Raw genomic sequence first — 15408 nt, 5'->3', positions numbered from 1 at the left:
GCCTGCCTTTCGATGCCGAGCGCCGAAGCGCAACGGCCGATTGCCGGCACCGTCCTGAATGTCAGAACATCACCGATCGGAAGTGGGTGACGAACCGCTCGTCGTCGTAGAGATGGAACGCGATCCCCGGCGGCTGACCGCGGTTGACGACCTCCCGGCCTTCGAACGGCAGGTTCAGTGTCGACGACACACCCGGTGCGATGCACAGCGGGCGGTCGGCGAACGTGGTCACCGCCGGGGTGTGGGCGTGTCCACACAGGAACGCGACGATGTTCGGGTGCTGATCCACCAGGGCGGCGAGGCGGCCCTCGTCGCGCTGGCGGATCGAGTCCATGAACGGCATCAGCAGGTCGACCGGCGGATGGTGAAAGGCGATGAACACCGGTGTCGCCACGGACGTCGCGGTGAGCCGGTCCGACAGCCAGGAGATGGTCGCGTCGTCGAGACGACCGTCGTTGCGTCCGGGCATCGAGCTGTCGCACATCAGGAAGAGGACGTCGGAGCCGTCGCGCCCGCGCACCGTCCGCGCGTGATTGATCGGACCAGAGGTCTCGGTGCCGATCAGGGCCGCGCTGAACGGTTCCCGGACATCGTGGTTGCCGGCGGTGATGAGCATCGGCAGCGGACTCTCGAGCACCCCGTACGCCTCGCGGTACTCGCTCGCGGCACCTTCATCGGCGATGTCACCGGTGACCAGCAGGACGTCGATCCCGGCGGCGCGGGCGTTGATATAGCTCAACGTCGACTGGATACGGGCCCGATTGAACCGCGTCCCGTTGAAATGCAGGTCGCTGATGTGGGCGACAACGAACACGAAGAGCTCCTGTCACGGTTCCTGGCTCCCACGAGGCTAACCGCAGGCAGGGTCCGACGACGCATCGCCTCAGGGCCGCGAGGCGCAACGCACTCCCATGACGTCGGTGTGGTTCAGCCCGCTCGGGTGCCGGCTCCCCTGTAACGCACAGCGGCCGGCGAGCGACATCGACGATGAGTCGCCGACCTGCCAACCCCCGACCTGGCAGGTCGGCGACCGTCTTTTGTCTCCGTCGATGCAAGACTTCGGCGCTGTTTGCATTCTCCCGAGTTCGCGCGCACACTGGCGAGCGGTGTTAGTTGCGCTCTGCAACTAATTGCAAAGAGCAAGTAAAACTTCTCGGGTAGGCGGTGAGGACAGTGCTCGATCAACACGCGATCGACGACCTCTTCGAGACCCTTCTGCGCTTCGTCCGCATCCGCGAACGGGCGGTCCACACGACGTTCCGTACGCGTGAGGGCGAGTTCGAGGCCGCGGCGTTCAAGGCGCTCTTCCCGCTCGCGCGACGGTCGATGCGATCGCGCGACCTCGCCGAGACGATGAATGCCGACCCGTCGACGGTGAGTCGGCACGTGGCTCAGCTCGTGGAGCACGGCCTGATCCGCCGCGAGGCGGACCCGGACGACGGGCGCGCCACCATGCTCGTCATCACCGCCGCCGGACGGGATCGCGTCGTGGCCATGCGCGAGATGCGTCGCGCCGCCATGGCCGATGTCATGGCCGACTGGACCGACGACGAACTCCACACCCTCGTGACACTTCTCGGGCGGTTCGTCGATGCCGCCGACGCAGCCCTGCACCCGGCGTGCCCGGACCGCAGCCCGGACACAGATGCGAATGACCCGAAAGGACGACAGTGACAGACTCTTCGGCCGCCGACACGGTGAACCACGACGAGGAGGTCGCCGGCGCCGGACTGACCCATCGCCAGATCCTGACCATCCTGGCCGGACTCATGCTGGGCATGTTCCTCGCCGCCCTCGACCAGACCATCGTGTCGACGGCGATCCGGACCATCGCCGACGATCTGCAGGGGTATGACCTGCAGGCCTGGGTGACCACGGCCTACCTCGTCACCGCGACGATCGTGACCCCCTTGTACGGCAAGCTGTCCGATCTCCACGGCCGGAAACCGTTCTTCCTGCTGGCGATCTCGATCTTCATCGTCGGTTCGCTGCTGTGCACGATCGCGTCGTCGATGTATCAACTCGCCGCGTTCCGCGCCTTCCAGGGGCTCGGCGCGGGCGGCTTGATGACGCTCGCACTGACGACCATCGGCGACATCGTCCCGCCGCGGGAACGCGCCAAATACCAGGGCTACTTCCTCGCCGTATTCGGCACCTCCAGCGTCCTCGGCCCGGTCCTCGGCGGTCTGTTCGCCGGCCAGGAGACGATCCTCTGGGTGTCCGGTTGGCGTTGGGTGTTCCTGGTCAACGTGCCGATCGGACTCGTCGCGCTGTTCGTGGTCTACAAGGTGCTCAACTACGACCAGCAGAAGGGCGTCGGCGGGCGCACCGACTACTGGGGGGCGACGGCACTCGCCGTCGCCGTGGCTCCGCTGCTCATCGTCGCCGAACAGGGGCGCCAGTGGGGATGGACCTCCGGACTGTCGTTCCTCTGCTACGGGATCGGCGTCGTCGGCATCGCCGCGTTCATCTGGATCGAGCACCGCATGGGCGACGACGCCCTCATCCCGTTGCGCGTGTTCACCAACCGGGTATTCAGCCAGGGCATCATCATCTCGGTCATCATCGGCGCCGTCATGTTCGGTGGAATCTCGATGCTGCCGCAGTACTTCCAGGTCCTCCGCGGATCGAGCCCCATGATCGCCGGCCTCCAGATGCTGCCGATGGTGCTCGGCCTGATGGCCGGTTCGATCCTGTCGGGCCAGCTGATCTCGCGCACCGGACGCTACAAGATCTTCACGGTCGTCGGCGCCGTGCTGATCACCGCGGGCACTTTCCTGCTGCACCTGGTGGGCACCGAGACGCCGCTCTACCTGGTCATGCTGATGGCCGCGCTGCTCGGCTTCGGGCTCGGCAATCTGATGCAGCCGATCACCCTGGCGATGCAGAACATCCTGCCGCCCAAGGACATGGGACTCTCCACCGGCACCGCCACCTTCTTCCGTCAGATCGGTGGAACGCTCGGTGTCGCGGTCTTCTTCTCGCTGTTGTTCTCCTTCATGGGGCCGAACATCAAGGACGAGATGGTCGCGGCGGCAGCCCAACCCGAATACCGGGCCGCGGTCGTAGAGGCCTCGCAGAGCAGCGACCCGCAGGTCAGCGCATTCGGGCACTCGCTCATCGCGGCCGCTCAGAATCCCGGCGTTGCAACCGGATCGTCGGACAGTGTCATGAGTGACACCTCGGTCATCGAGAAGCTGCCGGCCGAACTGGCCCAACCCATCAAGGAGGGGTTCGCCGACTCGATGGACCGGGTGTTCCTGGCGGTGTCGATCGTCGCGCTGCTCGCGATCATCGGAACGGTCACCTGGAAGGAACTCCCGCTGCGTCAGGGACGGCCGATCGGCGCACCGGAGTCGTCACCCGCGTCGTGAGGAGATCGCTCACGGGCATCCTGATCGCCGTTGCGGGCCTGTGCTATTCGTCGTGGGTCCTGGAGTTCGCGTGGGCGGACTCGCTGGACCCGATGCGCACGTTCCTCAGCGAGCTGGACGCCGCGAACCGTCCCCACCGCGACATCTACGTGGTCGGGGACGTGACCACCGGGGCCTGCGCACTCGTCGCGGCACTGCTGTTGCTCGTCCCGCGACCGCCTTTCCCCCGCTGGTTGAGCCGGCACCGAGCGGAGCGAGGCGCCGAGTCGAAGCCACCTGGTGACCTCGACAGGCTCGGCCAGCGGGAGGGGGACGCGACGTCGGTGTTCCGGGGTTGGACAGCGACCACCGCCGTTCTCGCACTGGCGGTGTTCGGCGCGGCGACCATCGCCGACGCCCTGCTCCCGATCGAGTGCATTCCGGGAGTCGACCCCGGGTGCCCGCGCGAACCGAGCGGACTGCTCCCGCAGCTGCATCACATCCACGCGCTCACCAGTACGGTCGCGGTGTTCGCCATCTTCACCGTCATGGTCGCCGCCGGCGTCTCGGCGGTACGCACCACACCGGACGGTCCCGTATGGCCGGTCCTCCGGTGGGTCGGGAACGCGGTGAGCGTCATCGTCGCGCTCGCCACGGTCTGGATGCTGTTGGCGGACAACCTGGTCGGCGACTACCGGCTCGGACTCGCCCAGCGCATCCAGGTCGGCGGCATGAGTGTGTGGATGGTGCTCTGGGGGTGGGCCGTGGTCGGTTCGCGGGGCGGGGATCGGACCCGGGAGCCGGAACACGTCGACGTTGCGCCGGGTGGGTTCACCGGCACGGAGTGGGGCGCCGTGAACGGCACGCGAGACCAGCAGCAGCGATAGTCTGACGTCGACGACGAGAGGATCGGGTGGGTATGGGGGTTCGGGATGGGCGTCCGGCCGGTGGTGCCGGTTCGACGCTCCGGATCTCGGTGCTGGGTCCCATCTCCTGCGAACTCGATTCCGAGGTGGTCGACCTGGGCCCGCGCCGGCAACGGGCGGTCTTGGCCCGCTTGGTGGCCGGCCGCGGTCGGGTGGTGTCCACGGATCGGTTGATCGACGATCTGTGGAACGGGGAACCACCGCCGAAGGCACTGGCAGGCCTCCAGGTGCAGGTGTCCAATCTGCGACGCGTCATCGAACCGTCTCGCCCACCCCGCGCTCCGGCGACCGTGCTCGTCAGTGAGCAACCGGGTTATGCGTTACGGCTACCCCGTCCGAGCGTCGACGTCTGGGAATTCGAGGCCGTCGTCACCGTCGGCGGCGACGCGGACGATCCCGCCTCGAGGCTCCGCGAGCTGGATGGCGCGCTGCGGATGTGGCGCGGCGATCCCTACGGCGCCTGTTCGGGTGAGAGCTGGGCACAGCCCGAAGTCGCCCGACTCCACGATGTACGCCGGTCGGCGATCGAGCAGTGGGCCTCACTGGCGGTCGACCACGGACGCGCGGCGGAGGTGGCGCAGGTGCTGGCTGCGGAGTGCGACGACCAACCGGCCCGCGAAGAGTACTTCCGGTTGCTCGCGCTGGCGCAGTACCGACTGGGGCGGCAGGCAGACGCCCTGGCGACGCTGCGCCGGCTGCGGACGTACCTCGCCGACCAACTCGGAGTGGATCCAGGACCGCCGATCCAACTGCTCGAACGCGACATCCTGCAGCAGGCGCCCACCCTGGCGGCGCCGGTCGCACCGCCGGTGTCGGAGACGCCGAAACCGCCGAGCGTGCCGCCCGTCACCGCGTCGGCGGGTCGTCGCGAACCCGCCGGACGGGAGAACGAACTCGCGGCACTGCTCGGTCACGCCGAGGCCGCGAGCGCGACCGGTCTGCGCGTCGTATGGGTGAGCGCGGAGGCCGGCGGCGGCAAAAGCACGTTCGCGGATTCACTCGTCGACCGTCTGGGCGCCGCCGGCTGGGCCGGGGCGATTGGACACTGCCCCGAGGTCGACGGCGCCCCGACAGCCTGGGCGTGGCGAGAGATACTGCAGCAGGCGAAGTTTCGTGGCGATCTGACGTCGGACGAGGGATTGGACAATTCGTTCGACATCGCCCGGCGGGTGATGGAAGCCTGCGGTTCGCACTCCGACGCACCGGGGACGGTCCTCGTGCTCGACGACGCACACCGCGCCGATGGCGCCACGCTGCAGGTCCTTCGGCAACTGGTGACCTGGATGGCCCGGTCTCCGGTGCTCGTGGTGGTCACCTACCGGGCATCGGAAGCCGGTGTGGACCTGCTCGCGACCACGGCATCTCTCGCTGCGGTGACCGCCGAACACATCGAGCTGAAGGGTCTGTCGGAGAACGGTATCCGCGAACTCGCGGCGTCGGTGGGACTGGAATCCGTGGACACCCCGCTGCTCGAGCTGTTGCGCACGAGGACCGACGGCAATCCGCTCTTCGTGCGTGAGCTGGCCAAGCTCGTCGCCTCCCGCGGATTCTCGGCGGCTGCCGCCGCGATCCCCCGTGGCGTCACCAGCGTGCTGATGCAGCGGATCGAACGGCTACCTGCCGAAGTCGCGACCGTCTTACGCCTGGCCGCGCTTTTCGGGCGCCGTGCGCCGATCGATGGCGTACTCACCCTGTGGAACAGGAATCCCGACGCCACCGCCGAGGAACTCGTGCTCGACGCGATCGACACGGCCGTCGCCGCCGGATTGCTGACCGCAGACATCGAAGCGGTGCACTTCAACCACGTTCTCGTGCGCGACGCCCTATACGACAGCATCCCCGCGCTGCGGAAGCGGCGATCGCACTGGCAGATCGTGCTGTATCTCGAGCAGACCCCAGGCGTCGATCCGGACGAGCTGGCACACCACGCGGCTCTCGGCGCCGTCCCCGACACGGTCGAACGCGCCCTCGAGCTGGTGACGGTCGCTGCCGTCGCGAGGTTCGGCACCGAATTCAAGGCGGACTCGGCAGACCTGTGGGGGTCCGCCGTGCGTCTGCATGAGATGGCCGGACATGCCGCGGCGACCGCCGACGCGGCCGATCGGTCCGCGTTCGTCGTGGCGTTGACCCACCTGGTGACGGCACTGGCGTTCCGCGGCGACGACACCGGTGAGGCCCGCGCGCGCCGTGGTCAGGCGATCGCGACAGCCCGAGAACTGGGTGACGACGATCTGGTCATGGCCGCGCTGACGTGTTGGCGGGCGCCGGTCATCTGGACGACACGCCGTCAGCGGATCGCCGACACGGAGTTGATCGCCGCGATGACGAGCGCGCTGGGTCGCGCCACCGGTGAGGACCGGGTCTACCTGTTGGTATCTCTGGTCTTCGAACTCGAGGGCATCGACGACCTCCGCGCCATCGAACTGGCCGCCCAGGCCGTGGAGGCCGCGAACGGGCACGAGGACCCCGAAGTCCGTTGCGCGGCGTGGAATGCGCGTGTGTACACCGCCCTCGGGCCGGATCTCAGCGCAGAACTGCCGGCGTTCACCGACGAATTCGACCGAGTGGCAGACGAGTCCGGAGTGCTGGCCTATCAGGCGGCCGCACACTTCTTCTCGTTCCTGGCGCGGGCCGCGCGGGTCGACCTGCCCGGCGCCGTCGCGCGAGCCCAACAAGGTCTACGGTCGGCCTCCAGCGGGCGCGCGGGCGAACTCGTCGTCGTCTTGTCGGCGTTCTCGGCGGTTCTAGAGGTGCTCGGTGACGACATCGACCAGGCAGAGCGCGAGTACCGCGACCTCACCGCGCGACTGCATGCGGCGGGCGCGATCAACGCGGCGGAGATCGGTCTGGTCGGCGAGATGGTGGTCGGGTGGTTCCGCGGTTCGCTCGCACATCTCACCGAACCCCTCGCCGCGATCAACAATGTTGCCCCGCAGATGATCTCCTGGGTGTACGTGGTCGCGCTGCTGGACGCCGGTCATGTCGAGCAGGCGCGCCACGTCGTCCGCACTGCGCCTCCGATCAGCCGCGACTTCTACTGGACCGCGATGTCGGTCTTCCACGCCCGCGCCCTCGTCCGGCTCGAGATGACCGAGGCCGCGGCCGTACTCTACGACGAACTGCGGCGTTGGTCGGGCACGATTGCCGGCCTGAACTCGGGATCTGTCGCATTCGGTCCGATGGACGCGGTGCTCGCCGAGCTCGCCGACCTCCTCGGTGACACGGCCGCCGCGACCGCCCACCGTCGAATGGCCGTGGAGGTGCAGAACACGGTGCGAGCCGGCCTCACCGAACTGGGCCGGCGATGATGGCCTCGCGCTTGTCGAAGCTGCGAACGAGCAGTGTGAGCACGGCCCGGATGACCGGTCCCGCCTCGCGCTTCATCTTCGCCAGCTCGCGCTCATCTGCGTGCCGCATCATTCTCGGTGCCTCGAACCGCATGCTCGCGCCGCTTCGGGCAGCCTTCTCCACTCGGTCCCAATCCGCCACACTCACGTAGCGGTCGACGATCGGGAACACGACCCTTTCTTCGTCGGCGATGTGCTCACCGAGTAGCTGGTGAACGTCGCCGAGGGTCGCGGCGAGCTCGTTCGCTGCGACGCGGTGGTCGGCTTGCGCGGATGTGAAGGCTGCTGTGCGAGCCTGCAGTGCTGCGAGCAGCGCATCGAGCTGGGTGTGATCATCTTTCAGATCGTGGACGTCGACGGCCGCGCCGGCGGATGCGGTGAGGATCGGCCACACCACCTCGTCCTCGATGGTGTGGTGATGATGGATGGACGCGCACAACTGGTCGAGATAGTCGCCGATGGCTTTGCGGCGGCGCCCATCGCACAGTTCACCACCTCCGATGCGGCCGAGGATGTCGGCGAAGCGACGTGTGTCGTCGAGCATGCCGCGGTGGGCGAGTTTCATACCGGTGAGATCGGGGGTGGTCGGCGCGGTGGCATCGGTGCGGGCGGAAGGACGGCTGGTCACGGGGTGTCTCCTGAAGGCTCGTGGTGGCTGATTGCGGCCACTGTGCGCCTCTCGACTTATAAGCGACTTGTAGTCGCCTTGCTGGGCCCGCGGTACCTGTCCGACGATCGGACTCACCGGGGGTCGGAGCGGACCCACCTCACCCCGACAACATCCGCCGGAAGAGAGCCATGAGCTCATCGAAGTGATGTTCGCAGGCCTCGTGGTGATACGCCGCCAGATCGGACATCGTATACCCGTGCGGCGCACCGGGATAGACGGTCGCCGAGTGCGCCACGCCCCCACCGGTCAGGGCGTGCTCGAACTGCGCGACCGCCATCGCGGGCAGTGATGAGTCCTTGTCGGCGTGGATGGCGAGGACGAACGCGTCGATGCCGACGAGATGCAGGTGCGGACTGTCGTGGTCGTCGGTGACGAGGCCGCCGGTGTGGAACATGCCGACCGCGGCGACGTCGTCGGGCCGGGCGGCGGCGATGTTCAGCGCAAGCCGGCCACCCATGCAGTAGCCCGTGACACCGACACGTCCGGGTGCGACGCCCGGCAGCGACTGCAGCGCATCCAGGTAGGCGACGAGGTCGGGCCGTACCGCGTCGGGCGTGAGGGTCCGTGCCCGCGGCATCGCGGATCGGAAGAATGCGGTCCGCGCCTCGGGCAGCAGCAGATCCTCGGTGGGCGCCCACTCGGCCGCGGACCCGTACCGGTGGAACAGGTGTGGCACGAGCACGACGTAACCCCAGGACGCAATGCGGTCGGCCATGGCCTCGATGCGAGGTCGTAGGCCGATCACGTCGGTGAAGAACAGGACTCCCGGTGACGTCCCGGATGAATCGGGCCGCGCCACATAGGCTTCGGTCTCTCCGTCGGCCGCCGAGATGGTGATCGTCTCACCCGTCATGTCCACGCTCCTCTGCTCGGTTCACGCCCCGGGTCACAGATCACCGGGCAGTTTGTCCCTCCGGATCCCCCGCCAGCTGGGATGCCGCAGATGCCCGGCCGTCGTCCAGTCCATGAACCGGACCTCGCCGACGATCTTCGGCAGGACCCACACCGCGCTGGACTCGACGGGCCGTTCGAGTTTGTCCAGGAAGGGTGACCGCGAGATCTCCAACGGTCCGAGTTCCTCTGCAAGCGAACGCAACTGTGCGTCGGTGAAGCCGGTTCCCACGCGACCGACGTAGCGGAGTCCGGTCTCCTCGGGCAGACCGATCAGCAGGGAACCGATGGTGTGGGCGCGGTTGCCGCGGCCCGGCCGATATCCGCCGACCACGACCTCGATGTCGCTCCAGTTCTTGTGTTTCAGCCAGGTGGTCGACCGACGTCCCTGCTGATACACCGAGTTGCGGCGTTTGGCGACAACACCTTCCAGGTTGTGGTCACGGCTGTATTCGACGGCGGCCGATCCCGGTCCGGGGAGCAGCGGCGGCACTTCGACGAAGGCGGAGTTGCGGAACGCGGGCGCCAGCTCCTCGAGGAGTTCGCGTCGAACCGACCACGGCTTGCGCAGTAACGACGAGCCGTTCAGGAACAGGATGTCGAACAGGTGTAACCGCAACGAATACGGCTCGTCGGTGTGCCGACGCGAGGTCAGCAGCGTGAAATTGGTGCGGCCCGACGAGTCGATCGCGACGACCTCACCGTCGAGCACCACGTCCATCAGACCGAGATCATCTGCGAGGCCGGCGAGTTCGGGGAAGTCGGCGGTCATGTCGATACCCGATCGGGAGGTGAGCCGGAACTCGCCGCCGACCGAACGGATGAGGAGCCGATATCCGTCCCATTTGCCCTCGAATGCCCAGTCTCGACCGTTGAGTCCGTCGATCGACTCGTCGGTCGCGAGCATCGGGCGCGGGTCGGTGAGGCTGTCGGGGACGATCGGACGCGGTTCGTCGCTCATCAGGTGGGCGAGCCAGTTCTTCTCGCCGGTCCGGATCAAGGCGTACCGTCCCTGCACGCGCTCGCCATGGAGGCGGACGATGACCTCTTTGTCCCGCCACTTCTCGAGCTCGAATGTGCCCCTGTCCCAGATGGACACGTGACCGCCGCCGTATTCGCCCGCCGGGATGTCGCCCTCGAAGTCGGCGTAGTCCATCGGGTGGTCCTCGGTCTGCACTGCGAGCCGGTTCTGGTCGGGGTCGGTGGGCAGGTTCTTCGGTACGGCCCACGACACCAGGACCCCGTCGTGTTCCAGTCGGAAGTCGTAGTGCAACCGACGGGCGTGGTGCTCCTGGATCACGAAGATCGGTGCCCTCTCGGTCTGCGTATCCGAGGAATCAGGTTCTGCAGCAGAGCTCTCGGCTTCGATGCGCTGTCGATGCGCTTCGTCGCCGAAGGGTTCGGGTGTCTTCGACTGGTCGCGCTTGCGCCGGTACTCCTTCAGGTTGATGACCTGTCCCGCCGCGGGCTCGACGACGACCTCCGGCTCGTCGTCGTAGGGGGCGTCCAGGCCGTCGAGGAGATCGCCGAACTCCTCGACGCGGTCCAGCACCTCGGTGTAGAGCAGTTGGGAGAGTCCGGGGTCCTCCATCTCCTCCCAGGTGCGCGGCGCGGCCACCCACGGCTGCTCGCGGCCCCGCATCGAGTACGGCGCGAGAGTGGTCTTGGCGGCGGTGTTCTGGCTCCAGTCGATGAAGACCTTGTCGTCGCGCAGCGATTTGGACATCTTGGCGGTGATGAAATCACTGTGCTGACGGGCGAACTCGTTGGCGACCTCCTGCGCCACCTTGCGCGCCGCATCCGACGTCACGGGCTTCGGGAGCCGCGCGTAGAGGTGGATGCCCTTGCCGCCGCTGGTCACCGGGTACGTCGTCGCACCGCCGAGCCAGTTGCGGATCTCGCACGCCACCTCCGCGGTCCGGTGCAGCGGCACCCGCGGGCCGGGATCGAGGTCGAACACGATGCGGTTGGCCATCGGTGCGCCGTCGGGCCCCATGGGAAGCCGCCACTGCGGCGTGTGGATCTCGAGCACGGCCATCTGCGCGAGCCAGACCAGCGTGGCCCGATCGTCGGCCATCGCATAGTTGATGACCCGCTCGCTGTGCTGGATGCCGTGGCGTCGGATCCAGTCGGGTGCGCTCTCGGGAACGTTCTTCTCGAAGAACGGGGTCGACTCGACACCGTTGGGCCACCTCTTACGGGTGATGAGGCGGTTGCGTACGTGGGGGAGGAGGACATCGGCGATCCGCGAGTAGTAGTCGATGACCTCGAACTTCCGCGTCCCCGTCGCCGGATAGAGCACCTTCGAGAGATTGGTGATCGAGATCCGCCGACCGTCGACCTCCAGTGTCTCGCCGCCTGCCATGCGTCCCATTGTCCACAACGCCGGTCAGAACGTCGCGCAGCTTGCCGCCATCCGGCCCGGATCCCTGGCAGAATGGCCCTCATGCGCTCGATCTGGAAGGGCGACCTCAGCTTTGGCCTGGTCAACGTGCCGGTCAAGGTCTATTCCGCGACCGAGAGTCACGACCGGAAGTCGTATCAGGTCGACTCGTCGGACGGAACCCGCATCCGTTATCGCCGCGTGCGCGAGGGCACCGACACCGAAGTCGACTACGGCGACATCGCCAACGCCTACGAATCCGAGTCCGGCGAGACCGTGATCCTCACCAAAGAAGACCTCGCCTCGCTGCCGGTGCAGAAGAGTCCCGAGATCTCGATCCTGGAGTTCGTACCCGCCGAGCAGGTCGATCCGATCTACTTCGACAAGCCCTACTACCTCGAACCGTCGTCGAAGTCGCCGAAGGCCTACGTCCTGCTGGCCAAGGCGCTGGAGGAGACGGACCGGCTCGCGATCGCCTCCTTCACCCTGCGCAACCGGACACGCGTGGCCGCGCTGCGCGTCGTCGACGGGGTGATGACGCTGCAGACGCTGCTGTGGCCCGACGAGGTCCGCAAACCCGACTTCGGCTTCCTCGACGACGACACCGAGATCCGCGATCAGGAACTGCAGATGGCGGCCTCGCTGATCGAGTCGATGGCATCGGACTACGACCCCTCCGAGTTCGAGGACACCTATCAGAACGAGCTGACAAAGCTCATCGAGGCGAAGTCCGAGGGCGGCGAGGCGTTCCCCGAATCCGACGACGAAGACAAGGACACCGAAGACTCCGACGTTGCCGATCTCCTCGCCGCGCTGCGCGCATCGGTGAAGGACCGCGGGGGTTCCGATTCGAAGGATTCGGATTCGGACTCGAAGGACACCGCGGCGAAGAAGGCACCGGCCAAGAAGGCTGCGGCGAAGACGGCCGCGAAGAAGGCGCCGGCCAAGAAGACCGCTTCCAGGTCGACGGCGAAGAAGGCCTCCTCGGGCAGCTCGGGGTCCGGCGAGTCCGGGAGCAAGTCCACGGCCAAGAAGGCGCCCGCCAAGAAGTCCTCGCGCAAGGCGAGCTGACCCGCACCGCCGGACAACGGCGGTCCGAAAAGGGTTGGCACCACGCCCGCGGGTTCGGGCAAGCTCGAAGGGTGACTTCCGCCGCCGACTCCCGTCTGCCCCGCGCGCTGCTGCCGTTCGCGCGTCGGCAGTACCGGCTGCTCGCGTCCGGACTGATCCTCGCCATGTTCGCCGATGGCGTGTGGACGATCGCGGTGATCTGGCAGATCATCGCGCTCGGCGGCGGGCCGGGTCAGGTGTCGCTGGCAACTGGCGTGGCCGCGGTGGGAATGCTGTTCTCCACGTTGGCCGGTGGTGTGCTCGCTGACCGTATTTCGCAGCGCCACATCATGATCGGCCTCGAGGTCGCGAAGATGGTCGCGTTCGGCGCGATTGGTCTGGCGTCGATCGCCGGCGTGCTGCAGCTCTGGCACGTGGTGGTGGCGTCCCTGCTGGGCGGCATCACCACCGGGATGTACTACCCCGCCTACTCGGCGCTGCTCCCCGGTGTCGTCGCGCCGACGGAGCTACAGGCGGCCAACGGTATCGAGGGCTTCTTCCGCCCCGTGGTGTTCCAGGCGGTCGGGCCGATGGTCGCCGGCGCGGTCATCGGTGCCTGGGCCCCGGGACCCGCGGTGTTGATGGCGGCGGTCGCCGCGATCCTGTCGAGTGTCTGCTATCTCGGGATGGCACCGGTCACCGCGCGCCGGTTCGGCGAGACGGCCGAGAAGGAGTCGGCGGTCGTCGAGGGTGCGGGTGCCCGCCGGATCGTCGGCGACCTGGCCGAGGGGTTCGTCTACATGGCCCGGACCCCGTGGCTGTGGGGGACGCTGCTCTTCGCGTGTGTCCTGGTACTGGCGACGCTCGGTCCGATCGAGGTGCTCGTCCCGTTCGCATTACGTGAGCGCATCGACGGCGGCGCGACCCAGCACGCCTGGGTGCTCGCTGGATTCGGACTCGGCGCGGCCGCGGCGTCACTGGTCTTCGCCTCGATCCCGATGCCGCGTCGGTACCTGACCGTCATGTTCTCGCTGTGGGCCTTCTCCAGCCTGCCGCTGGTACTGATGGGTCTCGCCGATTCGACGTGGATGTTCGTCGCCGCCGGTGTGACCATGGGCGTCCTGTTCGACGGCCCGATGGTGCTGTGGGGAACGCTCTTACAGCGTCGGGTGCCGCCGGCACTGTTGGGTCGCATCGCCAGTCTCGACTTCTTCGTATCGGTTGCGCTGATGCCGGTGTCGATGGCGATCGCCGCCCCGGTCTCGTCGGCGATCGGCCTGACCGCCACGTTCGTGCTGGCCGGGTTGCTCCCGGTGCCGATCGCGTGGGCGTTCTACTTCGCGGCCGGCATGTGGCGCGACGAGATCGAGAACCCCCTTGTCGACGAGTCGAATCCGAAGTTGGTCGACTCCGCCGCGGTCCGTTGACGTGACCTGGAGCACATACTACGGTGACACATCATTCACAGAGCATGACGTGACGTAGCGGAGTGGGCTCGGCGCCGGAGCGCAGCCATTGCAGGAGGCGGAGACGATGGCGGTCTGCACGCCGGGTGACGTCCCGTCGATCATCACCGGCTACCTGGGGTTCGAGTGCGAGGGCGCGAATCCGATTGTCACGATCCGGAATCCGGCCGACCCCGAGCACTGGACGCAACCGGTCCTCGAGGTCACGATCATCCTCGGTGCCGTCCTCGCGCTGATCCACGCGATCCGCCGACTGCGTCGCGACGGCGACCCCACCAACCTGACGGTGTGGATCGGATCGTTGGTCTACCTGTTCGTGATCGAGCCGCCGCTGTACTTCCCGAACTGGTTCCACGCCGAAGAAGCGATAGGATTCATGTTCTCCCACAACGTGTTCACGGTCATGTTCATGTACGACCGGCTGCCGTTGTACATTGTCGCGTTCTATCCGGCCGTGAGCCAGGTCGCCTACGAGCTCGTGCGGGCGTGGGGCTTCTTCGACGGGTCGAAGCGCTCGGCGCTGCGCGGCTCGCTCGTTCTGGCCCTGGTGTTCCAGACCTTCTACGAGATCTTCGACCAGCTCGGCCCGCAGCTCAAGTGGTGGGCGTGGAACGTCGACGCGCCGTACTATCGCGACACCCTCGCCCAGCTCCGAGCCCAGGGCGTCGCCCCCGACGAGTTCGGCAATCCCGCCGCGGAGCCCACACTGGCCGCGGTGCCGTGGGGGAGCGTCTGGCTTTTCGCGACCGTCTCGTTCGCCGTGCTCGTCTACGTCGCGGTGCGCTTGGTGCAGATCCCGACCTCCCACGGACGCGCCCCGCGCGGATGGTCGTTGACATGGCGCGTCGTCGTGTCCGGAGTTCTGGCCGTCGTCAGCATGCCCCTGCTGTCCATTCCGACGGCGCTGTTCGGCCGTGACGAGAACGCGAATCACGACGCGCAGACCGTCGTGTACTGGGTGGAGATGGCCCTGGTGTGGGGGATCGGACTGACCCTTCTGTACATGCAATGGCGACGCATGCGCAGCGACCCGACGCTGGGCGTCGACGACGCTCGCAGCGCTCGGCCCTTCCTCGTCGTGTTCCCGGTCCTGTTCCTCGGGGTGCACCTCGTACTGTGGTGCACCGCGTTGCCCGCCTACCTCGACGCCGAGGACGGAATCACCGCCGACAACACACCGATCGGGAGTCTCCCCTACGTGATCGCCTGCCTCGTGGTCGCTGTGGGCGTTCTCGGCGTCGCGGTCGTTCGGGGCCGGCGCACGGTCGACGACAGCCCGGCGGTCGCGGGAACACCGTCGACCTCAGGCGTATGACAACGTC

At 67.3% G+C, this 15408-nt stretch carries 11 protein-coding genes; 7 read left to right on the top strand and 4 right to left on the bottom strand.

The features are described 5' to 3' along the window. Positions 1–61: 61 nt before the first annotated feature. Positions 62–814: a metallophosphoesterase gene (locus tag GR168_RS21370; RefSeq protein ID WP_058252303.1), complete on the bottom strand. Its 753-nt coding sequence runs from the start codon at positions 812–814 to the stop codon at positions 62–64. A gap of 359 nt (positions 815–1173) precedes the next feature. Between GR168_RS21370 and GR168_RS21365 the strand changes: the two genes are divergently transcribed. From GR168_RS21365 to GR168_RS21350, 4 genes are read left to right on the top strand one after another with little or no spacing between them, the layout of a single operon-like run. Further along, positions 1174–1674 carry a MarR family transcriptional regulator gene (locus GR168_RS21365; protein WP_058252302.1) on the top strand — a complete coding sequence of 167 codons (501 nt, stop codon included), beginning with the start codon at positions 1174–1176 and terminating at the stop codon, positions 1672–1674. Continuing rightward, complete coding sequence (locus tag GR168_RS21360) at positions 1671–3374, top strand: MDR family MFS transporter (protein WP_159371636.1); 1704 nt, start codon at positions 1671–1673, stop codon at positions 3372–3374. The genes GR168_RS21365 and GR168_RS21360 overlap by 4 nt, the downstream gene beginning before the upstream one ends. Continuing rightward, positions 3371–4240, top strand: a complete 870-nt coding sequence (locus tag GR168_RS21355) for a DUF998 domain-containing protein (RefSeq protein WP_159371635.1) — start codon at positions 3371–3373, stop codon at positions 4238–4240. Before GR168_RS21360 ends, GR168_RS21355 begins: the two co-directional genes overlap by 4 nt. Positions 4241–4272: 32 nt before the next feature. Next, positions 4273–7587, top strand: coding sequence for a BTAD domain-containing putative transcriptional regulator (locus GR168_RS21350; RefSeq protein WP_159371634.1), 3315 nt, complete (start codon positions 4273–4275; stop codon positions 7585–7587). Here the strand turns inward: GR168_RS21350 and GR168_RS21345 are convergent. Genes GR168_RS21345 through GR168_RS21335 form a run of 3 tightly spaced genes read right to left on the bottom strand, consistent with a single transcriptional unit; the run spans position 7565 to position 11552 of the window. Continuing rightward, positions 7565–8371 (bottom strand): hemerythrin domain-containing protein, encoded by an 807-nt coding sequence (locus GR168_RS21345; protein WP_238994964.1) that lies wholly within the window; start codon positions 8369–8371, stop codon positions 7565–7567. The two genes, GR168_RS21350 and GR168_RS21345, sit on opposite strands and share 23 nt — an antisense overlap. A 22-nt stretch (positions 8372–8393) precedes the next feature. After that, the gene (locus tag GR168_RS21340) at positions 8394–9149 is read right to left on the bottom strand and encodes a dienelactone hydrolase family protein (protein WP_159371633.1); all 756 of its coding nucleotides are present in this window, start codon (positions 9147–9149) and stop codon (positions 8394–8396) included. A 33-nt stretch (positions 9150–9182) separates the two neighbouring features. Beyond that, a complete protein-coding gene (locus GR168_RS21335; protein WP_159371632.1) occupies positions 9183–11552 on the bottom strand; it encodes an ATP-dependent DNA ligase in 2370 nt (789 codons plus the stop codon). Between the two features lie 72 nt (positions 11553–11624). Between GR168_RS21335 and GR168_RS21330 the strand changes: the two genes are divergently transcribed. The 3 genes from GR168_RS21330 to GR168_RS21320 all read left to right on the top strand — a co-directional run bounded on the left by GR168_RS21330 (position 11625) and on the right by GR168_RS21320 (position 15401). Then, the gene (locus tag GR168_RS21330; RefSeq protein ID WP_159371631.1) at positions 11625–12641 is read left to right on the top strand and encodes a Ku protein; all 1017 of its coding nucleotides are present in this window, start codon (positions 11625–11627) and stop codon (positions 12639–12641) included. A 71-nt stretch (positions 12642–12712) separates the two neighbouring features. Beyond that, the gene (locus GR168_RS21325) at positions 12713–14047 is read left to right on the top strand and encodes an MFS transporter (RefSeq protein ID WP_159371630.1); all 1335 of its coding nucleotides are present in this window, start codon (positions 12713–12715) and stop codon (positions 14045–14047) included. 106 nt (positions 14048–14153) lie between these two features. After that, entirely contained in the window at positions 14154–15401 is a 1248-nt protein-coding gene (locus tag GR168_RS21320; protein ID WP_159371629.1) for a hypothetical protein, read from the top strand. Positions 15402–15408: the final 7 nt, after the last annotated feature.

The organism is Gordonia sp. JH63 (assembly GCF_009856645.1).
Classification (GTDB): Bacteria; Actinomycetota; Actinomycetes; order Mycobacteriales; family Mycobacteriaceae; genus Gordonia; species Gordonia hongkongensis.
Note: the sequence above shows the minus strand (reverse complement) of the source record. Positions and strands in the feature narration are given on the sequence as shown.